Genomic DNA, 25,112 nt, shown 5'->3' on the forward strand with positions numbered 1-25,112 from the left:
TTATTACTAATCATTTAATTGATTGAATAATCAATGGTTAGAAAAAAGTAATTAAAAAGCGTATCTTTTGGAAACATTGTTATCAAGCACAATTAGACTATAGAGCAACTTAATAATTGATAAAATAATCTTATCGTCAATTATTAACTACATAACTTAACTGAATATGAATAAATTGCTTACTATTGCCATTCCTACATTCAATCGTGCTGGTTTACTGGATAAACAATTAGCATGGCTAGCTCAAGCTCTTAAAGGTTTTGAAAATGATTGTGAAATTTTAGTTTCTGACAATTGTTCAACAGATAATACTCAAGAAGTAATCCAAAAATGGCAAGAAATACTTAGTAATATTACATTTAAATCAAATAAAAATTTAAAGAATTTAGGCGTAGTCAAAAATATTATGTATTGCCTAAAATCTACAATTACAAAATATATTTGGACTATTGGTGATGATGACCCAATTCAAGATAGAGCCATTGCTTATGTGATTACCAAACTTAAGCAGCATGAAGATTTATCATTATTGTTCCTCAACTTTTCTGGCCGGAACCAAATTACTGGTGAACCAGTCCACCCACCAACAATTGTTGGTAATCGTTGGTTTGACGTTGATAGTGAAAATGGTGATGGTGATGGTAAAGCTATCTTTGAACATTGTTTTTCAAAAAGTGTTGGTGCAGTTATTTTTCTGACTGCTACAGTCTACCGCACTGACCTAGTAAAACGCGCTCTCCAAAATTGGCAAGATGCTGAGAATAACTGGATATCTTTAGCATATTTAGCAGGTTATTGTGCTGCTAATGGTAGTGTAATTGTCACTCAAGAGACTTATTTAGAATGTGTTGTTGGTGTGAGTTATTGGCAGAAAGAACCAAAGTCTGCACTCTTAATGCAATACAAACATATACCCGAAGTGATTTTGAAACTGGAAGAGAATGGATATTCTAAGCAGTTTTGTAGACGGATGCTTTTGCAGAACGGTAAAGAAGTCAATTTAAAAGTTTTCTTGGGTGCTTTAAGAAGATGGCCAATGTCCGCCATCAAAATAGTAGTTCCATTTTTAGCTTTAGTTAGCTTGTGTGTTTTTGACGTGATGGTTTCTAAAGAATTCGCTTTAGCAGAATCAAGTGAAATATCTACTCAAGAAGTGCAAAATTATAAGCAGTAAGCTATTAAATTCCTAACAAATATGTATTAAAAAGAGCAGGATTTACGACATGTTTAGTGCAATTAAACGTAAAATATCTACACTGTCTTCTGACTTTGAATATTATGCAGCCCGTTGGAAGCATAGCAGAAAGCTGCCAGCATTGGAAGGACGCGATCGCAACATTCTAAAGGCTCTTAAAAAAGATGGCGTTTACGTCACAACACTGGCAGATTTAGGGTTTAACTCTAGCTCAGAACTGCTCAAAGCTGCTTACTATCAATTGTCTCAGATGGAAAATCCTAACAACGACCATCTAGACGAAAAGTTACCACAAATTACTACAGTAACAAGTTTACCAGAATTTTATGCCTGGGGAATTGAGAAAAGACTTCTTAACATCATCGAAAATTATATTGGTCTTCCTGTTGCTTTTCATGGCGTACATTTACGCAAAGATTTTCCCAGCAAACATCAGTTTGGCACACTGCTATGGCATAGTGATGCCGAAGACCGTCGCATCGTGAAAATATTCATCTACTTGAATGATGTAGAAGAAAAAACTGGGCCTTTTGAATACATTCCCCGTTCTTTAACTTCCTTATTTAGTTGGAATTATGTTCGACTTTATTACAAACTTTGGAAGTCAGGCTATATGGGTATCGATGATGAAGAAGTAAAACCAGTCATCCCCAAATCAGCTTGGAAATCTTGCTTAGGTCCAGCAAGTACTGTAATTATTGTAGATACGAAAAATGCTTTGCATCACGGCACAGTCCGCACAGAAGAACGGTCAGCGCTATTCTTTTGTTACACTGCTAATCCTCCTAAAAGACCAAACCTCTGCACCCAATACTGGGATAATACTTATCCTAGAGTAGAGTTACGTTCTGTATCTGATGCAGTTAAAGTATCAACTTAAAAATGTTCTCGCCAGAAGAATATCTAATTTAATTAACCGCAGAGGTACAGAAAACATAAAGAAAGGTAAGGAAAAGAGTTGCACCCGATTTATAGGTTTAGGACTAATACAAAATATCTCTCTGCACCCTCTGCGCCTCTGCGGTAGCCTGCGGCAAGCTGCTGCGCGTCTACGTTTAATTTCTTTACTCAACATTCATCTCAAAGGAATCATAATGATTTTCATCGAAACCGCACTCAAAGACGCATTCATTATTGACTTAGAAGAAAAGCCAGACCATCGTGGTTTTTTTGCTCGGTCTTTCTGCGCTCAAGAATTTGAAGCACATGGATTAAAGCCAACAGTTGCCCAATGTAACCTATCTTTTAACTATAAAAAAGGCACTATCCGGGGAATGCACTATCAAATTCTGCCAGCAGCAGAAACGAAATTAATTCGCTGTACTAAAGGCGCAATTTATGATGTAATTATTGATATGCGTCCAGAATCTCCTAGCTTTTTATCACACATTGGCGTAAAGCTAACCCCAGAAAATCGTCGCGCTTTGTATGTTCCAGAAATGTTTGCTCATGGCTATCAAGCACTTACAGATGAGACTGAAGTTATATATCAAGTGGGTGAATTTTACACGCCAGGCTATGAAAGAGGTTTACGCTATGACGACCCATTCTTTGCCATTGATTGGCCTCTAGATGTGACTGAAATATCTGAGAAAGATTTAAATTGGCCTTTGTTGAGAATGATGACTGTTGGCGGTACAGCTTCCAGATAACTATAGATTCTTTCTCTATGCCAGGTGTTTTTTGTAGAACATACTGGCTGCTCTGTATGAGTTAATCTAATAATTACTTAAGGTAGAAATAAATGCCAAATAATATTCTATCTCGTATCGGTAATACTATCTCTTTTGTCTGCAGAAAAGTCCAAGACCGGATCAATTACGCTAAGACTTTACAGGTTGTCTCTCTAAAACCTAAACAGCTTTCAAAAGGAAATGTACTTCTTTCTTATCGGATTGAACCATTCCTCTTAAAACCTGGTCAGCCAATGCCTAAAGACCATACTTGGTACTGGGAAGTTTGGCAAATAGCTCAAACTTTTCTAACTTTAAGCTATAACGTTGATGTTATCCAGTTCCACAATGATAAATTCGTTCCTCAAAAAGATTACGCATTTTTCATTGATATCCGTCATCGAATGGAAGCGCTTGCCCCAAAACTCAATAAGGATTGTATCAAGATTTTCCACGTTGACATTGCGAATATGGTGTTTCGCAATGCAGCAGAATGTAACAGGCTTCTAGAACTACAACGCCGCAAAGGTATCACCTTAAAACCACAGCGATTTGAAGTTCCTAATTTAGGAATTGAATATGCCGATTGCGCGATTGTATTGGGTAATGATTTCACAACCGATACGTTCAAGTATGCTAAAAAACCAATGTATCGCATCCCAATTTCATCGCCTGTCGTTTATCCTTATGCCGACAATAAAAATTTTGAAGCAGTAAGAAAACGTTTTCTGTGGTTTGGTGGTAGTGCTTTAGTCCTCAAAGGATTAGATTTAGTTTTAGATGCCTTTGCCCAAATGCCAGAATATCATTTAACAGTTTGTGGTCCAATAAGTAATGACAAAGAATTTGAGAAAGCTTTCTATAAAGAACTGTACCAAACACCTAATATCCACACTTACGGTTGGATTGATGTTAGTAGCCCTGACTTTATAGAGGTGACAAATAACTGTCTAGGGCTTGTTTATCCTTCCGTTTCTGAAGGGCAGTCAGGAGCAGTAATCAGTTGCTTACAAGCTGGTTTAATTCCGATTTTGAGCTATGAATCTGGTGTAGATGTTCACGATTTTGGTGTGATTTTCGATAATCTTTCCATTGATGAAATTATGGCGAAAGTTAAAAGTATTTCCAATTTGCCTGTAAAAGACCTAAAGCTGATGTCTCATCAGGCTTGGGAATATGCAAGAGCAAATCATACCAAAGAAAAATTTGCTCAAATTTACAGAAATATTGTGGAGCAAATTATCGAAAATCACAGCCAGAAAAAACAGACATTTAGCAAACAACTGGTTGCTAGCGATCACTAATCTTAATTTCCATGAAAATGTACTTAATATTTAACTGTAAAAAATTATTAAGTGCAAAATTATCCATAATTTGTATCACAACTAACAGTTCCAGAAAGGAGTTTAGTTCATGATTATTATCGATCGCGCCTTACAAGCTCGTGCAGCAGCAGGAAATCCTATCAAAGTGGGAATGATTGGTGCTGGTTTTATGGGTCGAGGAATTGCCAACCAAATTGTCAATTCAGTGCCAGGAATGGAGTTAGTTGCTATCTCCAATCGCCAGATTGATGCAGCCAAACAAGCTTATTCGGAAGCAGGAATTGAAGATATTCAAGTTGTTGCAACTGTCAGCGAATTAGAAGATGCGATCGCTAACGGTAAGTATACAGTCACAGAAGACGCTAAGTTACTGTGTCGGGCTGAGGGCATCGATGCATTAATCGAAGTCACAGGTGCAGTAGAATTTGGCGCTCACATCGTCATGGAAGCGATCGCTCATTCCAAGCATGTGATCATGATGAATGCCGAACTCGACGGCACTATTGGCCCCATCCTTAAAGTCTATGCTGACAAAGCAGGTGTGATCCTCAGCGCCTGTGATGGCGATCAACCAGGGGTACAAATGAACCTCTACCGCTTTGTAAAAAGCATTGGTCTAACTCCGTTATTGTGCGGTAACATTAAAGGACTCCAAGACCCTTATCGCAATCCCACCACCCAGGAAGGATTTGCTAAACGTTGGGGTCAAAAGCCCCACATGGTGGCTAGCTTCGCGGACGGAACCAAAATTTCCTTTGAGCAAGCGATCGTTGCCAATGCCACAGGCATGAAAGTCGCCAAACGGGGAATGCTAGGATATGACTTCAACGGTTATGTCGATGAAATGGCCCATATATATGATGTTGAACAACTCAAAGAACTGGGCGGCATTGTCGATTATGTAGTTGGAGCAAAGCCAGGCCCAGGCGTATATGTATTTGCGACTCACGACGACCCCAAGCAACAACACTATCTCAACTTATACAAATTAGGCCAAGGCCCACTTTACAGCTTCTATACTCCTTATCACCTCTGTCATTTTGAAGTTCCCTTGTCTGTAGCGCGTGCTGTCCTATTCGGTGATGCCGTCATGTCTCCACTAGCAGGCCCGCGAGTAGATGTTGTCACCACCGCCAAAATCGACCTGAAAGTAGGAGAAACCTTAGATGGTATCGGCTACTACATGACCTACGGACAATGTGAAAATTCTGATATCGTCCAACAGCAAAATCTTCTACCAATCGGTTTAGCTGAAGGGTGTCGTCTCAAACGAGATATTTTTAAGGATCAAGTCCTCACTTATGAGGATGTAGAATTACCTGAAGGCAGACTCTGCGACCAACTAAGAACTGAGCAAAACACTTATTTCGCCCCAGAAAAAATCTTAGTAGCAGTTGGGTAATATCGGTTTCAAAAATATTTGCAACAAATGAATTGGCTGTAGGGGCGTACAGCTGTATGCCCCTAATACGTTTCGGATAAGATCCCCCCGCCTGCGGCGACCCCCTTAAAAAAGTGGTAAAGAGGAGAAAAAGCCCACCTTTTTAAGAGGGGTTGGGGGGATCTCCGAAGCCCCTATATATTTGTCGTAAGAATTTAGTCAAGAGGATAGGAGTTATACTGCTAAACACTAAAGTTGTTAATGATAACTTGCTGGGGAGCGTTGAAACAAACCCAATCGAAACTTTAGGTCAAATTCATGAAAATTGCTCTAGTCCACGATTATTTAACCCAGCGAGGTGGGGCAGAGCGTGTGTTTGAACTGCTTTGTAAGCGCTATCCCGAAGCAGATATTTTCACATCTCTGTACGATCCAGAAAAAACTATTGATCTAGGCGATCGCGTAGTCAACACAACCTTTTTACAAAAGATTCCTGGTGCAGCAAAATATTTCAGGTCAATGGCTCCTCTATATTTTCCTGCCTTTCGTGCCTTGGATCTGCAAGACTACGATCTAATTATTAGTAGTAGTACAAGCTTCGCCAAAGCAGTGCGAAAAAATCCCAATGCTCGCCACATTTGCTTTTGCCATAATGTTACCCGTTTCTTATGGGATACAGCAACTTATTTAAGAGAGTACGGAGACTATAGATATTTTGCTCCTTTAATCGAGCAAATATTTCAAGTAATGAGAAAGGTAGACCTGAAATATGCACAGGAGCCTGACCTTTACATTGCTAATTCTAGTGTTGTTGCCCGCCGTATTGAAAATATTTATGGCAAAAAGGCAATGATGATAAACTATCCAATTGATACTAATAAATTTCTTTTTTCCGATATAAAAGAAGAATATTATCTGGCCTCAGCCAGGATGATCAGCTATAAGCGCCTTGATATAATAGTTGAAGCTTTTAATTGGCTGGGATGGCGATTATTAATATCAGGTGATGGTCCAGAACAAGCACGGTTAAAATCCAAAGCATTAAAAAATATTGAGTTCTTGGGACACGTAAGTGATAGAACCCGCAAAGACTTGTTTTCCAAAGCCAAGTCTATTATTGTCGCAGCCTTAGAAGACTACGGATTAGTTCCAGTAGAGGCGAATGCTAGCGGCACACCAGTCATCGCTTATGGAGCAGGTGGAGTATTAGATACTCAAATACCAGGTGAAACCGGAGTCTTTTTCAAAAGACAAACACCCGAATCTCTACAAATTGCATTACTAGAAGCCAATGATATTTCTTGGGATTACGATCGCATCCGTAACCATGCAGTAGCAAACTTTTCAGAAAAAGCCTTTTTTGGGAAAGTTGAGCAAATTATTAACCAAGCTTGTGGTGTGCATTAAATATTCATTTGATTTCCTAATCTCTTTCTATTATAAGATTACCTATTTATTTTTATCTATCCTCCTGGGTGGTTTGTAAAAAAATAGGTATTCTTCGGGATATCTCTTAGCGTAAGTCTTGAAGACAAGGATAATAAAAGTGGTTCAAAGTAGTCTAAATCCTCATATAATTCCAGCTTCTGAAACTGAACCAAGTTACGGACAATTGTTTGCCGTATTGGTGCGAAGATTTCCTTGGTTTCTAGCAGTATTAATTACTTCTATTGCTATTGCAGGCATGGTAACTTTTAAAACCAAGCCAACTTATAAAAGTTCTATGCAATTGCTAGTAGAACCAAACTATCAAGGTAAGACAGAAGGAGCGGGGGTAGACAACCAATTTACTGACTCTAATGTGGTTATAGATACTGCAACCCAGCTTAACTTGATGCAAAGTTCAGGACTCATCCAAAAAGCAGTTGATAAACTTCAGTCAGATTATCCAGATATAAGTGTAGCTGAAATTAAATCTTCCTTAGTCTTAACTCAATTAAGGAGCAAAGAAGATAATGTTGCTACTAAAATCTTTCAAGTTGAATACACTGCTGGAGATCCAGAAAAGACACAAAAAGTTCTGGGTGCAATTCGACAAGTTTATGTGGAATATAACAAACAACAACAGAATTCGCGTTTACAAAAAGGTCTGCAAATTATCAGAGAGCAGTTAAGTAAAGCCAGTGAAGAAGTAAACGCGGCTGAGACAAATCTCCAAAGGTTTCGCAGAAATCAGAACTTAATTGATCCAGAGTCACAAGCCAAAGCTATTGAAACAGCTTTAAATAATATTGCCCAAGAAAGACAGACAACTCGTGCCCAGTATGGCGAAGCATTAGCACGCCAAAAATCTTTGGAAGAACAACTTAACCGTTCTCCTCAAAATGCTCTAGTTGCTTCTCGTCTGAGTCAATCTACTCGCTATCAAGGCTTACTAAACGAAATTCAAAAAAGCGAACTGGCATTAGCACAGGAACGCTTACGCTTTACAGATGAAACTCCGAGTGTGCAAAAGCTTAAAGAACAGCTTCAAAGCCAGAAGGAATTATTGCAACAAGAAGTAGGAAGAACTTTAGGCGAAAAGTCTGCTAGTGCATTCACGAATGGAGACTCTCTTCTTGAAAAAGGACAGCTTGGGCAAATTGATCTTAGCCTAGCTGGTCAGCTAGTAGAAACGCAGACCACTATAGTTGCTTTAACTGCTCGCGATCAAACTTTGGCCCAGAAAGAAAACGAGTTGCGTTTTGAAATTAAACGCTTCCCGCCTCTTTTAGCTTATTACAATCGGATGCTACCGCAGTTGCAATTTAGCCGTGAAAGGTTAGAGCAGCTTTTAAGAGCAGAACAGCAATTGCGGCAAGAACTTTCCAAGGGTGGATTTAATTGGGAAGTTGTGGAAGAACCTCAAAAAGGCGGACAATTAGGCCCCAATCTCCAACAAAACTTGCTATTAGGTGCTGTGGTTGGGTTTATGTTAGGAGGCATTGCTGCCTTTATTCGAGAATCGGCTGATGATGCAGTTCACACCACTGCTGAGTTAGAGAAGCAAATGGCCATGCCGTTGTTGGGAACAACTCCCAAATTACCGCCAGCCAAACCTAAAGAATCAATGATCAAGTTGCCTTTTGGGAAGCCAGAAGTTCTTGCCCCCTGGACAATTCAGGTGTTGCAATCTCCACCGCGTTGGGAATCGCTGGATCTGATTTACAAAAACATTGAACTTTTAAATACTGTTACTAATTTAAAATCTTTGATGATCACCTCGGCTTTAGCCGATGAGGGGAAATCAGCTTTGGCGTTGGGTTTGGCGATGAGTGCTGCCCGTTTACACAAAAGGGTACTACTGATTGATGCCAACCTACGCGATCCCAGTTTGCACGAACAACTGAATCTTCCTAATGAGCAGGGGCTTTCAACTCTATTGGCAAGTGATGCAACTCTACCCAACCAGATTAGTCTTCAATACTCAGGTTCCGCCTACATTGATATTTTGACAGCTGGTCCCAAGCCTGCTGATCCAGCTAATCTGTTGAGTTCCCCTCGGATGATGGAATTAATGGCAGCATTTGAGGAAAACTATGATTTGGTACTCATAGATGCTCCTCCAGTTCTTGGCTTAGTGGATGCCATGCTTACCGCATCATCTTGTCGTAGCGTGGTCATGGTGGCAAGCATTGGGATTGTAACGCGAAGTCAGCTTAATCAAGCTACAGCCATGCTGAGTAAGTTAAATCTGATTGGGGTTGTAGCTAATGGGGTATCAAACTCTAGTAGTAATTACGTACCTTATATCAAACAACAGCAATTAGCTTTACGTCAAGCTGTAGAAAAATAGCTAGTACGACAACGAAAGATCCCTAACTTCTTAGAGAAGTCAGGGATCTTTCCTGTTTCTAGTCTCTGGGTGGAAATGCATTAAAAGCGGTTCTGCCACGAGTGAGGGAAGCGGCAGCCCCCCATTAGGCATTCCCTGTGGGAGACTGGGAACGAGGTAAACTTTGATTTTCTGGTAGGGGTAATACCCTGTGGGAAGCTGCTTTGCGTCTACATGAATTGCCTCTACGTTTTTATAATACAAAATTTAATTTTGTTGCAATCAGGAAAAATTCAGTATATTTATGCTTTCTTTACAGCTTTTCAGAGAAATCACTGGCTCTTTAAAGAGTAAATAAAGAATTTATTTAAGCGATCGCTATTTCTACATACTCTTATATTCTAGAAATTAAAGCACCTTCATAAAGGCTAGAAGATAACAGGGGACTGGTTTTTGGTTTTGTTAAATATATCGATACAATAAATACCCCAATGCAATTAAATGTCGATATAGATTCATGGCTAATTTGCCTCTACATTTTTCTACTGTCAGTAGTTACCGGAAAATACTGATTGCTCATGAATATTGATAGTAACGTTGATTTGTACATCTCTACACCAGCAGAATTCTGCACAATGTGTGCCTGGCTGAGTGGCAAATACTAGCATATTTTGCCCTCAATTATCTCCAAATTTTTGGAGTGACAACAAGATTCGGATTTGGGTCTTTGGCATTGATAGCCTTTGATAACGCCTCAGAAATTCACTCCTGTATAAACCCAAAGAGATTATGACAACTTCAATAATTCCAACTCTAAAGAATTTGTATGATGTAACCCAGGAACAACAAGATAATCGTGGGTACTGCACACTTCAGTGGCGACGGGGTAAGCTGTTGGTGAAGCCGCTTGGACAAGTGAAACAACCATATCTACCTTCATTAAATAGTAAGCGATCGCTAGTAGAATGCTTACAACATTCTCCGGTAAGTTTGGTAAGCATAGATCCCAAACTAGGTGAGGCTTTGCTTAGATTTTGGGCAGATGCATGTGAAGAAGCACAAAAACCAATATTCCTAAGCATACCCGTTAGTAAAAAACTGTCTAACCAACCCTTCTGGCGACTAATTGATTGGATTGCTGCTTCGGTGTTGCTGCTATTAGTAAGTCCAATCATGTTGGGATTGGTTGTGTTAATGCATGTTTACTCGCCAGGGTCTATTTTTTGCCGTGAGTGCCGTGTTGGAGAACGAGGTAAACTGTTTCAAGCAATAAGGTTTCGCACGCAAAACACCACACTGTTAGGGCGTTCGATGCGTAAATTCAGTCTCGACAATCTACCACAGTTATTTAACGTGCTGCGGGGTGAGATGAATTTGACCGGATCTCGTTGTTGGACTTTAGAAGATGCAGTACGGCAATTAAATAAACTACCAGAAATTAAAGCTTCGTGGGAAGTAGAAGCACAGTCTCACCTATTAAATCTAGATAGCCAAACACTGTAACTTATCAGTGCGGTAATTGATGATTTTATCTACCACACTGAGGCTATAGCGGTATATCTACCTTGCCAAACTATTATTATAAAATCAATGCATTTCCAATTTCTTGAAAAACTCCGTAGTCTGCTCAAAGCTTCCAGCTTCTGGCAAGACAACTATTTAATATTGCGAGAATTTAAACACTTTCGCAAAATTGTAATTTTAGCTCTGATATTCTCAATTCTGGCAGCAACTTTTGAAGGTGTAAGTATTGGTTTTTTACTGACATTTTTGCAAAGTTTAACTAGTCCCAACGCTCAACCTGTCCAAACAGGAATCGAATGGTTTGATAATTTAGTATTGGGGGTGAATACTTCGCCAATTAATCGTCTATACCGAGTATCTTCGCTGATTTTATTGAGTACTTGGTTACGTGTTGCCTTCAATTATTTTGGACAAGTTTATACTGAATTGTCTCAACTGCATTTTGGCGATCGCTTACGTAAGCAAATTTTTGAACAGTTACAATCTTTATCGTTAAGTTACTTTGCCAAAACTCGTTCTGGTGAACTAATTAACACAATAACCACAGAAATTGAAAGAATAAGACAAGGTTTCAGTGGCGCAGCCTTTTTAATAACTAGGGGAATCACAACTCTTGTCTACTTAATTTCAATGTTTTTAATATCATGGCAACTGACTGTGATTTCAGCATTACTATTTACACTTTTAGGTGTAGGTTTATCTAATCTAAATGCCAGAGTCAGAGAATCAAGTTTTGGCATGACAACTGCTAATGCTAATTTTACATCAACAACCATAGAATTTATCAATGGTATTCGTACGGTTCATTCCTGTGGTACTCAAGAATTTGAGCGCCAGCGTTATTACAAAGCTAGCGACAAGGTAGTAAGTACTACAACTAAAGTTGTATTCACTTGGACACTTGTTAAACCAATTGCTGAAGGGGTAGCTACTACGGTGTTGGTGGGAATGATTATTTTGGCATTCACTAGCCTAGTTAGTAATGGAACGCTACAAGTTGCTTCTTTGCTAACATTTTTCTTTGTGCTATTTCGCTTCATCCCGTTTGTTCAAGATATTAATGGCACACGAGCATTCCTCAATACTCTCTATGGCTCGGCAGATAACATTAAAAACTTGCTTAAAAGTGATGATAAAAACTATTTTAAAAATGGAATACTTAAGTTTAAAGCTTTAGAAAGGGCAATAAATTTAGTATCTGTAGATTTCGGCTACGATGACAAAAATATAGTGTTACATAATATTACCCTAACAATTGAAAAAGGGAAAATGACAGCATTAGTCGGAGCCTCTGGTGCTGGTAAAACAACTCTTGCTGATTTAATTCCCCGATTTTACAATGCTACAGAGGGAAATATTTATATCGATGAACTTGATATCCGGCTGTTTGAAATTAACTCTCTCCGTCGTCAAATAGCTGTCGTCAGTCAGGATACTTTTATCTTCAATACTAATGTTTCACAAAATATTGCTTATGGTAGTCCCCAAGCTACTAATGAGCAAATTCAAGAAGCTGCTAAACTAGCAAATGCGCTGGAATTTATTTTAGAAATGCCCGAAGGTTTTAATACCCAATTGGGAGATCGGGGTGTTAGATTATCTGGAGGACAAAGACAGCGAATTGCTATTGCACGGGCGCTACTAAAAAACCCAGAAATTTTGATTTTGGATGAAGCAACTAGTGCCTTAGATTCTGTATCCGAGCGCTTAATTCAAGATTCATTAGAAAAGCTATCTGTTGGTAGAACAGTAATTGCGATCGCTCACCGTCTTTCTACTATTGCTAAAGCCGATAAAGTCGTAGTGTTGGAAGCAGGGCGGATAGTAGAACAGGGCAAATATCAAGAATTACTCGGACGTAAAGGCAAGCTTTGGGAATATCACCAGATGCAATACTACAATTCGTAATACTCGCCTCTGACGAGAAGCAAGCTACGTAATGACGCTCCTACGTCGCTACCGCTAACTAATTCAGAAATTACAAATTTGTTTCCTTACTCAATTATTTATATAACCAGGAAAAATAAATGGTAAATCTTGGCTATCATACTGCTAAAATTCAGGGTAAATTTAATCGCTCCCTATATAAAGCAGCCATTTCTCAGATTATTAGCATCCCGATAAAACAAACTCGACACGTTCCAATTAGTGTCTATGCTTTATCATGTGAACGTGATCTGCCAGAACAAGTGGCAAGTATTCGCTCATTCATTCGCCATGTCGGCATTCCAGATACATTCACTATAGTTTCTGATGGCAGCTACACTGAGTCTAGTTGTAATTTACTTTGCCGCGTCCATCCCTGCGTTAAGGTAATACTTTTACAAAACTTCCTAAGAACGGATTTACCTCAATGTGTTCATGATTATGCCCAACTACATCCAATGGGCAGAAAATTGTCGGCATTAATGTCAATTCCTGTTAATGGAACTACGATTTACACTGATTCTGATATTTTATTTTTCCCTGGCGGGATTGACTTAATTGATTTGAGTAAGTCGGATGAAAAATATTCTCTTTATCTACCTGATTGTTCTATGTCACTAGATAAGCGAATTATTTATGATGATTCTGAAAAGTCAAATCCAGTAAATGGTGGATTTATATTATTTAGGCATGAATTTGACTGGAGTTTTGCTATCGAACGTTTAGCAAATCTTCAAGAATCTCCTACTTATTTTACTGAACAAACAATTGTCCATTTAACAATGCATTACAATCATGGTAAGCCTTTATGCACAAATAAATATGTTCTCAATGTAGAAGATCAGTTCATTTATCCAGATAAATCTGCAAGTAAAAACATTGCTCTCAGGCATTATGTGAGTGATGTGAGACACAAATTATGGTTTAACGTTGGCATATAAGTTGATGACCTTAAGCCTCTATTTAGATGAGGAATCAAATTAGTAATAACGTAAAAAATGGTGTTTAATGCTTAACTCAATCAATGATACCAAGCGGAATGATGAGCTATTACATAGGGGTATTTTTGAAGAAAACCTGATTTATCAATGCTCCAATTTTGATGTAGGTGAGGGCGGAGGTGTTGAAACTTATTTAGCTTCTCTGTTTGAACATCGACCACCTGAAGTTAGCGATCGCGTGATAAAATCGCTTAAGAATGTTGACCAAAGCCAGTTTAAACTGCTGCATCTCCACAGCCCAGATTTACTCTTGCAGCTTACAGGCGAGTGTCCCACGGTTTTCAGCGTTCATAATCACTCATTGTATTGTCCTAGCGGCACAAAGTATTTAGCTGGACAGCGAACAATCTGCGATCGCAACTTCTCTTACTTAGGTTGTACTTGGGGTAAATTAATAGATAAATGCGGTAGCCGTAGACCGTTAAAAACTCTTAAAGAACTTCAAATTACTCATCAGTTATTAGATACCTTAAAAAAAGTAAAAATTACTTTTGTTGCTAATAGCGAATATGTGCGTCAAGAGTTGATTCAAAACGGTATACCCTCTGAGCGAACTGTAACGCTACACTGTGGTATCTCTATACCACAAATAACAACTGCACCTCTGAGTTTAGAAATCCATCAAAATCATAGAATTTTGTTTGTTGGACGCATTGTTTCTGATAAAGGTCTGGAATGGTTACTCAAAACCTTAATACATACTAGTCCGCAAATTCAACTTGATATTGCAGGTGAAGGCTGGGAACGACCACGGTTAGAAAGATTAGCAAACACACTAGGATTAACTAACCGAATTACTTGGCATGGTTGGTGCGATCGCAACACATTAAATAACCTTTATGAACAGTGTTTTGCAGTCATTTTTCCTAGCGTTTGGCCTGAGCCTGCCGGTCTTGTCACTCTAGAAGCATACTCTCGTTATCGACCTGTAATTGGTAGTGCAGTCGGAGGGATTCCCGAACATTTGCGAGATGGAGAAACGGGTATTCTTGTTCCAGGTAATGATGTAAAAAAACTGGCAGATGCTATTTATAATTTGTACGGAGATTATGAAAAAAGCCGACATATGGGCGAACAAGGTCATACTTTATTAATGAAAGAATTTACCATGAATGCTCATGTAAATAATCTCCGAACAATTTATGCAGAAACAATAGCTGAATTCCCTTCTAGAGTGAAAAAAATATATAGTATTCCTCAAGTAAAATAAGCTTAGTTTGGTATAAATATCTAATTGTTCATCTTTTACCTATAAAATATAAAGGAAAAACTATGTTATTGTCTCAAGAATCTCAACAGCCTTTAGTTAGCGTTATTATCCCTACCTATAATCGACCAGAGTATCTCAAGCAAGCGATCGCTAGCGCTGTTAAACAAACTTATCAAAATATTGAAATTATTATTTCTGATAATTGTAGTTCAGAAAATCCTCAAGCACTTGTGGCATCTTTTGGTGATTCACGCATTAGGTTTTGGCGGCATCAGCAAAATGTGGGTATGATTGCTAATCAGCAACACGCCTTCAAAATGGCGCGAGGTAAATATGTTGCTAGTCTCCATGATGATGATATCTGGAATGAGGATTTTTTAGCAAAGCTAGTACCACCTTTAGAAGTAAATTCTGAGTTAATTCTCGCTTTTTGTGATCAATATATTATAGATGCTAATAGCATAATTAATAATGTTGGAACTGAAGAAAATACACGCAGTTATAAGCGAGACAAGCTAGCAAAAGGAATTCATCAACCTTTTTACAAAATTGGATTGGTAGATAAAAGTATACCCACTGCTGCATCTTGTGTGATTCGTAATAATATTATCGATTGGGATAGTATGCCCTCAGAAGTTGGCGGAATGTGGGATTTATATTTAACTTATCTCTGTTGTATATCTGGTTATGGCGCTTACTATTATCCAGAAAGATTGACGCGATATCGTGCCCATGAGCAAACTGACACTATGCTCAGTGGTAGTCGAGATATGCAGGCAAAAATCCGCAAAGCTAAAAGCGAAATGTTTTGTTATCAAGTCTTTATGGAAGACGCTCGTTTACAGCAATTTAAGACTTATTTTCAGCAAAAATGGTTAGAAGCTAATACAACTTTGGGAATTGGTTTGCTACGAAGTGAACAGATAGCCGCAGCACGTCCTTATTTTTGGCAGGCGTTGAATAAACAAAAATTTGATATACGAACTATGGCTGCACTAACTCTTAGTTTTACTCCGCGTTTTTTCGCAGACAAATTAATAGAAATCTCTAAATGATAGAGTAATCATGTCTAAATTGTAAATTTTTTTAACGTAGATGCAAAGCAGCTTGCCGCAGCCTACCACAGAGACGCAGAGAAGCCAGTGCGTTGCGGGGGTTTCCCCCGTTGTAGCAACTGGCGCGACACAAAGATAAGAAAAATAAGATTATTTTAACTTTTACTTTGCGTCTTGGTTTCAGCTTATTTTACCAAGTAAGGTAGTGTATGAAACTTTGTATTGTTACTCATAAAATCAAAAAAGGTGATGGTCAGGGGCGAGTAAATTACGAAGTTGCTCAAGAAGCAATACGTCGTGGTCATCAACTGATATTATTAGCTAGTGAAGTCGCACCAGAACTAAAAGATAATAGCCAAGTTAATTGGATTAAAATTCCAGTCAAAGGTTATCCCACAGAATTTGTACGTAATTTAATATTTGCCCAAAAAAGTACAGATTGGTTACGTCAAAATCGCTCTGAGATTGATTTAGTTAAAGTTAATGGAGCAATTAATCTGGCTGCGGCTGATGTAAATGCTGTACATTTTGTCCACAGTTCATGGTTGCGATCGCCTGTTCATATTTCCCGCAATCGCCGAGACTTATATGGTTTATATCAATGGTTGTTTACGGCTTTTAATGCCCGTTCCGAAAAACAGGCTTTCCAAAAAGCGCAGGTTGTCGTAGCGGTATCCGAGAAGGTAGCACAGGAATTAGTTAACATTGGTGTGCCCCGTTCTCGCATTCGCGTAATTATTAATGGCGTTGACTTAGAAGAGTTTGCCCCTGGTGAAAGCAATCGCCAAAAATTAGGTTTACCGGAAAACGTTACCCTAGCAATGTTTGCCGGAGATATCCGCACACCCAGAAAGAACTTAGATACGGTGCTGCACGCCTTGGCAAAAGTTCCCGATTTACATTTAGTAGTGGTGGGACACACCCAAGGTAGCCCTTTCCCAGAATTAGCAGCGTCTTTAGGCTTAAGCGATCGCGTGCATTTTGTGGGATTTCGCTGTGATATCCCCCAAATTATGCAAGCAGTAGATTTATTTGTTTTTCCTTCCCGATACGAAGCTTGTAGCCTCGTATTGTTAGAAGCACTTTCTTCAGGATTGCCAGTAATTACTGCCACAGCTACCGGGGGCAGTGAGTTGGTAACACCAGAATGTGGCATCGTCTTATCCGATTCAAATGATATTGATGCTTTAGCTGTGGTGTTGATGTCTTTGGTGAGCGATATCCCGTTGATGCAGCAAATGGGCAAAGCCGCTCGCTTTGTGTCCGAACAATATAGCTGGACTACTATGGCACAAACTTATGTGGATCTATTCGAGGAGTTAAGCAAGAATGCGGAACACTGTTCTGATACCGACTTATCGCCGTCCACAAGACCTATCACGCTGCCTTTTGGCGCTACAGGAGCAAATTAAACCCGTTGAGCAGGTGATAGTGGTTGTCCGTGACACGGATGTAGAAACTTGGGAATTCCTCGCCCAATTCAAAGCGCCTCATCTGCCACTGCATACCGTAAAAGTGACACTACCGGGGGTAGTAGCAGCCCTCAACGCCGGATTAGCAGTAGTGGAGGGTGATATTGTTTCCATTACTGATGATGATGCTGCACCTCACCCGGATTGGTTAGAGCGCATCGCCGCTTACTTTAGCTGTGATAGTCGCCTCGGTGGCCTTGGTGGGCGTGATTGGATATACCACGGCAGCAAATTAGAAGACGAATCCCGCCCAGTAGTGGGACAGTTGCAGTGGTTTGGGCGAGTAATTGGCAACCATCACCTGGGAGTGGGAGAACCCCGCGAAGTCGATATTCTCAAAGGCGTAAACATGAGTTTTCGTAAGGAGGCAATCGGACAACTGCGCTTTGACGAGCGGATGCGCGGTACTGGAGCGCAAGTACATTTTGAAATGGCATTCACTCTGACATTAAAACGGGCTGGTTGGAAGATAATTTATGACCCTAATGTTGCTGTAGATCACTATCCAGCACAACGCTTTGATGAAGATCAGCGAAATAATTTTAATGAAATTGCCTTTATTAATTTAGTCCATAATGAAACATTAATTTTATTAGAGCATTTGCCATTTATCCGTCGGCTTGTATTTTTATTCTGGGCAGTATTCGTAGGTACATGTGATAGTTTGGGTTTCGTTCAATGGCTGAGATTTTTACCTAGTCAAGGGCAATTGGCGGGAAAAAAATTGCTAGCATCCTGGCGTGGACGTTGGCAAGGATATAAACAATTCGTAATTCATAATGACGCTCCTACGTCGATACCACTACGCTAACGTAATTCGTAATTGCAGACAGATTATTTCATTTTGAATTCTTTTTAATTATTTAGATTTACTAATGTGTAAATCTAAAATCTAAAATCTAAAATCTAAAATTGAATGAATTCTAGACAGATACTTTTCAATAGTTTTTTACAAGAAAACTATTCTCCTGAGGAGCGATCGCAACAGGGTTGGATGGCGATCGCAGGCTTTATATTACTAACTGTAGCTTGCTATTTTGCTGGTGCTACTGCCGCATTGCGCCTAATTTATCCAGTGATGGCTTTAGTAGTAGCCATATTTTTATACTTGCGGCATCCCATTCTCTATATCAGCTTTACCTGGTGGATCTGGTTTCTCACGCCTTTGGCTACCCGCTTAGTTGACTATCGCGTGGGCTGGGACGCTACCCGTCAGATGCTCATAGCACCCTATTTAGTGGTATTTGTAACTATAGCAACATTCTTACGACACTTTCCCCGCGCCTTACGTCAAGGGGGCTTGCCGTTTGTCTTGGCTTTTATCGGAGTCTTCTATGGCTTTCTAATCGGTCTGATTTATAACCCACCAATCCCTGTAGCACGCGGTCTGTTAGATTGGCTCAGTCCGATTATTTTCGCTTTTCACTTATTTATAAACTGGCGAGATTATCCTAGCTATCGCCAGAATATTCAGCGAACATTTCTCTGGTCTGTGTTAATTTTAGGAACGTATGGCGTATATCAATTTGTGGTAGCTCCTGAGTGGGATAGGTACTGGCTTATCCAATCAAAACTATTCATGAGTTCTGGAAACCCTGTACCTTTTGGAATGCGCGTCTGGAGTACATTGCACTCAGTCGGCCCCTTTGGTTCTGTTATGCAAGCTGGGTTGCTGTTGTTATTTACCAGTTCTGGAAGCTTAATTTTTCCTGCTTCAGTTGTTGGTTACTTGTCCTTCCTATTGACACAAGCACGTACTAATTGGGGGGGCTGGTTATTAGGAATAATTATGATCGTGGGTTCAGTCAAAACCCGAATTCAAATGCGCTTAATCATCATAATTGTGGTGATGGCAATTTGTGTTGTGCCATTGACAACTATCGAACCAATTGCTGGGGTTGTAGCAGCCCGGTTACAAACTTTTTCTAATCTTGAAGAAGATAACAGTTTTAAAGATAGATCGGGAAGTTACGATAAAAATCTTGGTTTAGCTCTTTCTAATGGTCTAGGTAACGGGTTAGGAAATATTTGGAAAGTTAACGAAAAAACTGGACAAATCGAAGTGGTGGTTATTGATAGTGGCATTTTAGATATGTTTTTCACTCTTGGTTGGTTTGGAGCCATCTTTTATATGGGTGGACTATTTTTATTAATTATTAGCGTCAGTAGTTATGGTGAAGGCCGTTTCGATAGTTTTATCAGTGCTGCCCGCGCTATTGGTATCAGTTCTTCTACACAGCTAATTATTGGTAGCGGCATGTTAAGTGTGGCAGGAATGATTCTTTGGGGATTTTTAGCTATAGCTATGGCAGGACATAAGTATTATCAATATCAAAAGAATTATGAATTATAAATTAATCCAAAAATATTTGACTGGATGCAAATTATTTTTTGTAGTTAGTTAAAAAACAAAATCTGACAACTTAAATAGGACTGATATATTATGAAAGCAATTATTGTAATGCCACTAGCCGAGCAACGAGGTGGCGGTGAAATGATGCTTTGGGATTTGGTGCAGCAAGGCCGTAATGCTGGTGTTGAGTGGCTGGTGATATTTTTAGAAGACGGCCCGATGGTAGAACAAGTAAAGTCTCTTGGTATTGATGCACGAGTTGTAGAAAGTGGACGTTTACGCCAAATCCACCGTTTTATTGCCGCCGTTTTTCGCATAGCTGCGATCGCTCGCCGCGAAGGTGCAGATATAATTGTCAATTGGATGTGGATCACACATATATCTGGAGGTTTGGCAGCAATGCTAGCGGGCTTACCTGCTGTGTGGTATCAGCTAGAAGTGCCTAGTGATAAAACTTGGTTGGTACGAATCGCAACTTTAATACCAGCCCGTGCGATTATCACTCTCTCTCAAGATGGCAAGCAAGCACAGGCAGAAATTTGGCCCCACAGACCAACACCTTTGGTTTATCCTGGTGTCGCATTAGACCGATTTGAGCCTAATGCTTTACCTACTCCAGAAGAAGCACGGCGGAAACTGGGCTTACCTTTACACGGACCGTTGATTGGAATTGTTGGGCGATTACAACGATGGAAGGGAATGCACGTACTGGTGCAAGCAATGCCCAAAATTTTACAAAAGTATCCTGATGCTCATTGTGTAGTGGTTGGCGGTAAGCACGATTTAGAACCGGATTATCAGGAGTTCTTAAAAGCAGAAATTGCCGCCTTGGGTTTGAAAGAGCAAGTAATTATGGCTGGGCTACAGCGTAATATCCCTGAGTGGGTACAGGCGATGGATGTATTCGTTCATGCATCGGATAAAGAGCCGTTTGGGATTGTGATTATTGAGGCGATGGCGCTGGGTAAACCTGTGATTGCTGGTGATGCAGGCGGCCCAACGGAGATTATTACCGATAGCATGAATGGATTATTAACACCTTACGGTGATGCAGAGAAATTAGCGATCGCAATTCTCCGCTATCTTGATGAGCAAGAATTTGCCCAAAGTGCCGGAGTAGCTGCCAGACAACGCGCCCTCGATTTCTCAACGCAGAATTATGCTCAAAACTTTATTAGTGTACTTCGTTCTGCTAAGGCTTGATCCTCCTAACCCTGAATACTGTTTAGTTAAACACGATCGGCAATCATTTTAGTCATGTAATGTTGGGTTTCCTTCCTCTAATCAACTAATCAGATCAGCCATCGCTCCTGAAGTAGAAACTACGCTTTCAGGTTGATAGCTAATACCAGCTTGCTTGAAGCGATGTAAAGCTTCGCCCAAGCGATCGCAGTCTGCAATCAAACTGATCCTGACATAACCCTCACCTGCAACCCCAAAAGCATTACCTGGGGTAAGAACAACGCCAGTTTGCTGCAACACATTCAAGGCAAAATCTGTGGAACCCATACCCACAGGACACTTCACCCAAAGATACATAGTCGCTTTGGTTTTGGGGATATCCCAACCCAATTCTCCTAACCCTTGAATGAGCAAATCGCGGCGGGTACGGTAGCGTTGTTGTACTTCGTGCAAATACACATCTGGCAGTTGTAAAGCGGTTTCGGCTGCTGTTTGTAATGCGGCAAAAATGCCATAATCCAAGTTAGTTTTTAGTGTCCGTAAACCCTGAATTACATGGCGATTACCCACCACAAACCCAACGCGCCAACCAGCCATATTGTAGGTTTTAGATAAGGTGTGAAATTCCACACCAATTTCTTTGGCGCCAGGAATTTCTAACAAGCTAGTAGGTTGATAACCATCAAAAGCTAACTCGGCATAACACAAATCATGCACCAGTAAAATTTCATATTTACGGGCGAAGGCGACGATTTCTTCAAAAAACTCGCGGGGTGCTGTGGCAGCAGTAGGATTACTGGGATAGTTGAAATAGAGAATTTTAGCAAGTCTAGCAACCTCGTCAGGAATAGCAGCTAAATCAATTAACCAGTCATTTTCTGGTTTGAGGATTAAGCTGTGAATTTTCCCGCCTGCGATCGCTGGGCCGCGAAAATGGGCGGGATAAGCTGGGGAAGGAACTAGAACTAAATCACCAGGGTTAACGTAGGCGATCGCTAAATGGGTTAACCCTTCTTTAGAACCCAATAGCGGCAAAGCTTCACTATCAGGATTGAGAACCACACCATAACGGCGATGATACCAGTTAGTAATCGCCCTACGGAAATTAGCAGTCCCCTCAAAAGGAGGATAACCGTGATTGGCGGAATCTTTTAAAGCAGCGATCGCAGCTTCTACAACTGGTGCTGGTGTTGCACCATCAGGGTTTCCCATACCCAAATCAATTAAATCTAACCCTTGTTCCCGTGCTTTAGTTTTCAGTTCATCTAAACGGGCAAATACATAGGGCGGCAGTTTTTGTATACGTTCTGCTGGGACAATCCAATTTAAACTCATGCTTCAACCTCGTCACTGATTCCCTTGGGCGAAACTCGATTCATATCTCTATTATCTATGGGTGCAGTGGTGGAAACCATTGCTGCCATCAACTGTTCTGGCGCGACTTTAAACGGTAGTCGATGGATGTCAGAATTAGGAACTAGGGCAATTTCGGTGGCTGTTTGCAACTCGCCTAATGTAATATTGCCCAATCCTAGATCGCTTAATTTTTGGGGTAGTCCAATTTCTGTGTAGAACTTTAACAACTGTTGCCGTGCCGATGCTGCTAGTTGATTGCCTTGTAGCATTTCTTCTAAACGCAGTTGCACCAAAATCCCAAAAGCAACCTTTTCACCATGAATACTACCATGTCCTGAAATATGCGTTAAACCATTATGCACGGCATGGGCCGCAACTGTACGACACTGCGCCCCTCCAAGTCCTCCAACTACCCCAGCTAATAAAACATTTGCGTCTACGACTTCTCGCCAAACCTCACTACTTGGTTCTTTCAAGGCGGGGGCTGACTTTTGCAACAAGATATCTCGCAAAACTCGTGCTTGTTGCACCGCAGCAATAATTAAGGTGTCTTGCAAATGCCCACTGCTAACTGAGGCTTCATACCACTTAGCGATCGCATCACCAATTCCAGCTACTAAAGTTCGTTGTGGTGCAGTTTTAATCAAGTCATAATCAAGTATCAATAAATCGGGACAACGAGACAGTCCCACATCGTAAAGAAACGCCCCCTCTTGTGAATAAACATTCGACAAGGCACTCCAAGCTGCACAGGTAGACGCTGATGTAGGAATTGTCACCACTGGCAACTGTAACTGATGCGCGACTAATTTCGCCGTATCTAAGGCTTTGCCACCACCAACACCGATAATTACATCAGCTTTATGTTCTTTTGCTTTCTTCTGTAAAGATTTCAGGCTAACTTCACAGCAGTCTGCACTGTATGAAGCTTGGGCAGTATGTAACTGTTGTGTTTCTAAAACTGGGAGCAAATTTTTTCGGCTGATGGCCAGAGTAGAATCACCTGCCACAATTAAGGGACGACTTCCTAAACAGGCGATCTCTGCTGCGGCTGCTTGCAACACTCCAGAACCACAGATTACTTTTGCTGGGGCAACTGTGAGCGTCAATAATGAACTAAAGGTTTGAGTAGACAAAGAAGGTTGAGTAGAAAGTTGATTAGACATATAATTTGGTTTACCAAAACCTTGATATTTTTTAATCTAATAGACTGGTGACAAGAAATACTTGTTGCCAAACTGTTTTTTGGATGGCTCCAACCTCACACTCGACTCATTTGGATTTGAGCCAAGCAATAAACTACACAAAGTAGTTTCACGAAGTTCCTTGATTCTATAGTGCCCATTAGCTTGAAATTCCGAACTATCAAAGTTTTGAATAACCGTACAATTAATTAACATTACCATTCTCAGATTCCCAAGAAAAGGGATTGAGAACTGAACAATCTATCGATGGTCATTCCAGCTATGGATAGGTGCGTCGGGTCGAACATTTATCTATACTCTCCACAGCTAATTTATTTGCAGCAAATACTTGTAAAAATGTCAACAGTGGTAATTATGAGAAAAACTGATAAATCACAACTGCCAGTACCCACTACCCGCACGTTAATTAACTTTTTCCCAAGGTGTAACCACTAAAAGTGTAAATATCTTAATCTAAAAATAACTATTAATGTATCGGTAAATACAAAATAAATTATGTCATCCTGGTAACAGGTAAATTATTATCAAGTCAGGCAGGAGGCAGGAGGAAAACTGCCCTGGAGCTTTCTGATGCTCCGGCTTTGCTGTGGCCCCCGTTCGGCTACGCTACTTCGACTATGCCCAACTCTACCAGAGGCTGCGCCTTAAGCGTAGCTATGCCGCAGGCTTTACGACTACCAAGAGGACAAGCTTAGTACAAGTTATGGTATGCCTGCCCCTGCTCCCTGCCTGTTAAGCGGTAGGTTTTGGCAATTGGGCAAATTTTTCTGTGTAAATTTCGACTGCGATCGCAGAATTTTCCCGATAAACGAGTGATCGCTTAGCCTCACCCAAGTAAACTGGTAAAGAAGTGCCTGGTTCCGGGTGGATAATGGTACGAGCGCGAACTGTCAACTTGTCCTCTTGCCGTGTACCTGAGCGACCAGAAGAAAACAGATTACTAACTGCTTGGCGTAGAGTTGCATCTAATTGTGTGGGTGTAATTTGGGGTGATGTGGCAATCACCGCTTGTGTTGACCCATTGTCATAAACTAAAGTGTACCGAGCTGCTCCTGGAATCACAGTCCGACTCAAGGGGACTATCGAGAGTGCAAATAAACCAGCCGTCAGCACCAGCATAAAGCCAGTCGTACCCACCAGCCGAAAGCGGATGCCCCATTTGAGAATAAAAGCCAAAAATGTTAAGGCAGCAAATAGCAAGGTAGCGATGCCTGACCATTGGGTGTACTGAAGAAAATCAGCTGTTGTGAGCATAAAGTTGGTTATGGATGCGTCTTTGTTTCGTTACCGACATACCCATTTTACCGAGAGCTTACACCGATTAACTGTGAGGTTGCATAGAACGATCTGCTCAGAGCAATTTGTATCACCAAGCCTGATTTTGTGCAGCTTCACATTAAATTGGTATTACCCCTCTTTTGTTACTTTGGGGAGAGTATAATCAGGAAGGAAACCGGAAATAGTAATTAGTAGGGATGGTTACGCCACGCAGAGAAGCAG

Annotated in this window: 19 protein-coding genes; 16 read left to right on the plus strand and 3 right to left on the minus strand. The window is 40.4% G+C overall.

The genetic code is table 11. The features are described 5' to 3' along the window. The first annotated feature begins 166 nt into the window (after positions 1-166). The 16 genes from V7L20_RS32360 to V7L20_RS32435 all read left to right on the plus strand — a co-directional run bounded on the left by V7L20_RS32360 (position 167) and on the right by V7L20_RS32435 (position 21,072). Positions 167-1,174, plus strand: coding sequence for a glycosyltransferase family 2 protein (locus V7L20_RS32360; protein ID WP_334748007.1), 1,008 nt, complete (start codon positions 167-169; stop codon positions 1,172-1,174). A gap of 49 nt (positions 1,175-1,223) precedes the next feature. Continuing rightward, the gene (locus V7L20_RS32365; protein WP_334748008.1) at positions 1,224-2,075 is read left to right on the plus strand and encodes a phytanoyl-CoA dioxygenase; all 852 of its coding nucleotides are present in this window, start codon (positions 1,224-1,226) and stop codon (positions 2,073-2,075) included. Between the two features lie 214 nt (positions 2,076-2,289). After that, complete coding sequence (gene rfbC, locus V7L20_RS32370) at positions 2,290-2,847, plus strand: dTDP-4-dehydrorhamnose 3,5-epimerase (protein ID WP_334748027.1); 558 nt, start codon at positions 2,290-2,292, stop codon at positions 2,845-2,847. Positions 2,848-2,939: 92 nt separating this feature from the next. Beyond that, on the plus strand, positions 2,940-4,172 hold the full coding sequence (locus V7L20_RS32375) for a glycosyltransferase (RefSeq protein WP_334748009.1): 1,233 nt from the start codon (positions 2,940-2,942) through the stop codon (positions 4,170-4,172). Between the two features lie 109 nt (positions 4,173-4,281). Further along, positions 4,282-5,595: an NAD(P)H-dependent oxidoreductase gene (locus V7L20_RS32380; RefSeq protein ID WP_334748010.1), complete on the plus strand. Its 1,314-nt coding sequence runs from the start codon at positions 4,282-4,284 to the stop codon at positions 5,593-5,595. A 297-nt stretch (positions 5,596-5,892) separates the two neighbouring features. Next, positions 5,893-6,981 (plus strand): glycosyltransferase, encoded by a 1,089-nt coding sequence (locus V7L20_RS32385; protein WP_334748011.1) that lies wholly within the window; start codon positions 5,893-5,895, stop codon positions 6,979-6,981. 139 nt (positions 6,982-7,120) lie between these two features. Beyond that, positions 7,121-9,349 (plus strand): GumC family protein, encoded by a 2,229-nt coding sequence (locus tag V7L20_RS32390; protein WP_334748012.1) that lies wholly within the window; start codon positions 7,121-7,123, stop codon positions 9,347-9,349. 768 nt (positions 9,350-10,117) lie between these two features. Then, the gene (gene hepC, locus V7L20_RS32395; RefSeq protein WP_334748013.1) at positions 10,118-10,831 is read left to right on the plus strand and encodes a heterocyst development glycosyltransferase HepC; all 714 of its coding nucleotides are present in this window, start codon (positions 10,118-10,120) and stop codon (positions 10,829-10,831) included. An 87-nt stretch (positions 10,832-10,918) separates the two neighbouring features. Further along, a complete protein-coding gene (gene hepA / locus V7L20_RS32400; protein WP_334748014.1) occupies positions 10,919-12,760 on the plus strand; it encodes a heterocyst formation ABC transporter subunit HepA in 1,842 nt (613 codons plus the stop codon). A gap of 119 nt (positions 12,761-12,879) precedes the next feature. Further along, complete coding sequence (locus V7L20_RS32405; RefSeq protein ID WP_334748015.1) at positions 12,880-13,719, plus strand: hypothetical protein; 840 nt, start codon at positions 12,880-12,882, stop codon at positions 13,717-13,719. A 67-nt stretch (positions 13,720-13,786) separates the two neighbouring features. Then, complete coding sequence (locus V7L20_RS32410; protein WP_334748016.1) at positions 13,787-14,989, plus strand: glycosyltransferase family 4 protein; 1,203 nt, start codon at positions 13,787-13,789, stop codon at positions 14,987-14,989. Positions 14,990-15,051: 62 nt separating this feature from the next. Then, positions 15,052-16,044, plus strand: a complete 993-nt coding sequence (locus tag V7L20_RS32415) for a glycosyltransferase family 2 protein (protein WP_334748017.1) — start codon at positions 15,052-15,054, stop codon at positions 16,042-16,044. Positions 16,045-16,253: 209 nt separating this feature from the next. Next, positions 16,254-17,456, plus strand: a complete 1,203-nt coding sequence (locus tag V7L20_RS32420; protein ID WP_334748018.1) for a glycosyltransferase family 4 protein — start codon at positions 16,254-16,256, stop codon at positions 17,454-17,456. Beyond that, on the plus strand, positions 17,374-18,327 hold the full coding sequence (locus tag V7L20_RS32425) for a glycosyltransferase family 2 protein (RefSeq protein WP_334748019.1): 954 nt from the start codon (positions 17,374-17,376) through the stop codon (positions 18,325-18,327). The genes V7L20_RS32420 and V7L20_RS32425 overlap by 83 nt, the downstream gene beginning before the upstream one ends. Before the next feature lie 105 nt (positions 18,328-18,432). Then, on the plus strand, positions 18,433-19,869 hold the full coding sequence (locus V7L20_RS32430; RefSeq protein ID WP_334748020.1) for an O-antigen ligase domain-containing protein: 1,437 nt from the start codon (positions 18,433-18,435) through the stop codon (positions 19,867-19,869). A 90-nt stretch (positions 19,870-19,959) separates the two neighbouring features. Beyond that, entirely contained in the window at positions 19,960-21,072 is a 1,113-nt protein-coding gene (locus V7L20_RS32435) for a glycosyltransferase family 4 protein (RefSeq protein WP_334748021.1), read from the plus strand. Positions 21,073-21,153: 81 nt separating this feature from the next. Here the strand turns inward: V7L20_RS32435 and V7L20_RS32440 are convergent, their stop codons facing one another. The 3 genes from V7L20_RS32440 to V7L20_RS32450 form a co-directional block, all read right to left on the minus strand. Further along, complete coding sequence (locus V7L20_RS32440) at positions 21,154-22,386, minus strand: aspartate aminotransferase (RefSeq protein ID WP_334748022.1); 1,233 nt, start codon at positions 22,384-22,386, stop codon at positions 21,154-21,156. Continuing rightward, positions 22,383-23,573, minus strand: coding sequence for an iron-containing alcohol dehydrogenase family protein (locus V7L20_RS32445; RefSeq protein ID WP_334748023.1), 1,191 nt, complete (start codon positions 23,571-23,573; stop codon positions 22,383-22,385). Before V7L20_RS32445 ends, V7L20_RS32440 begins: the two co-directional genes overlap by 4 nt. 771 nt (positions 23,574-24,344) lie before the next feature. Then, positions 24,345-24,866 (minus strand): Ycf51 family protein, encoded by a 522-nt coding sequence (locus V7L20_RS32450; RefSeq protein WP_334748024.1) that lies wholly within the window; start codon positions 24,864-24,866, stop codon positions 24,345-24,347. Positions 24,867-25,112: the final 246 nt, after the last annotated feature.

Origin of the sequence: Nostoc sp. (assembly GCF_036916735.1) — a bacterium.
In the GTDB taxonomy this organism is placed as follows: Bacteria; Cyanobacteriota; Cyanobacteriia; order Cyanobacteriales; family Nostocaceae; genus Nostoc.

Excerpts from the sequence above, each read along its gene's own strand:
- V7L20_RS32360 (WP_334748007.1), top strand. The coding sequence starts at position 167 with ATGAATAAATTGCTTACTATTGCCATTCCTACATTCAATCGTGCTGGT.
- V7L20_RS32365 (WP_334748008.1), top strand. The coding sequence starts at position 1,224 with ATGTTTAGTGCAATTAAACGTAAAATATCTACACTGTCTTCTGACTTT.
- rfbC (WP_334748027.1), top strand. The coding sequence starts at position 2,290 with ATGATTTTCATCGAAACCGCACTCAAAGACGCATTCATTATTGACTTA.
- V7L20_RS32375 (WP_334748009.1), top strand. The coding sequence starts at position 2,940 with ATGCCAAATAATATTCTATCTCGTATCGGTAATACTATCTCTTTTGTC.
- V7L20_RS32380 (WP_334748010.1), top strand. The coding sequence starts at position 4,282 with ATGATTATTATCGATCGCGCCTTACAAGCTCGTGCAGCAGCAGGAAAT.
- V7L20_RS32385 (WP_334748011.1), top strand. The coding sequence starts at position 5,893 with ATGAAAATTGCTCTAGTCCACGATTATTTAACCCAGCGAGGTGGGGCA.
- hepC (WP_334748013.1), top strand. The coding sequence starts at position 10,118 with ATGACAACTTCAATAATTCCAACTCTAAAGAATTTGTATGATGTAACC.
- hepA (WP_334748014.1), top strand. The coding sequence starts at position 10,919 with ATGCATTTCCAATTTCTTGAAAAACTCCGTAGTCTGCTCAAAGCTTCC.
- V7L20_RS32405 (WP_334748015.1), top strand. The coding sequence starts at position 12,880 with ATGGTAAATCTTGGCTATCATACTGCTAAAATTCAGGGTAAATTTAAT.
- V7L20_RS32410 (WP_334748016.1), top strand. The coding sequence starts at position 13,787 with ATGCTTAACTCAATCAATGATACCAAGCGGAATGATGAGCTATTACAT.
- V7L20_RS32415 (WP_334748017.1), top strand. The coding sequence starts at position 15,052 with ATGTTATTGTCTCAAGAATCTCAACAGCCTTTAGTTAGCGTTATTATC.
- V7L20_RS32420 (WP_334748018.1), top strand. The coding sequence starts at position 16,254 with ATGAAACTTTGTATTGTTACTCATAAAATCAAAAAAGGTGATGGTCAG.
- V7L20_RS32425 (WP_334748019.1), top strand. The coding sequence starts at position 17,374 with ATGCGGAACACTGTTCTGATACCGACTTATCGCCGTCCACAAGACCTA.
- V7L20_RS32430 (WP_334748020.1), top strand. The coding sequence starts at position 18,433 with ATGAATTCTAGACAGATACTTTTCAATAGTTTTTTACAAGAAAACTAT.
- V7L20_RS32435 (WP_334748021.1), top strand. The coding sequence starts at position 19,960 with ATGAAAGCAATTATTGTAATGCCACTAGCCGAGCAACGAGGTGGCGGT.
- V7L20_RS32440 (WP_334748022.1), bottom strand. The coding sequence starts at position 22,386 with ATGAGTTTAAATTGGATTGTCCCAGCAGAACGTATACAAAAACTGCCG.
- V7L20_RS32445 (WP_334748023.1), bottom strand. The coding sequence starts at position 23,573 with ATGTCTAATCAACTTTCTACTCAACCTTCTTTGTCTACTCAAACCTTT.
- V7L20_RS32450 (WP_334748024.1), bottom strand. The coding sequence starts at position 24,866 with ATGCTCACAACAGCTGATTTTCTTCAGTACACCCAATGGTCAGGCATC.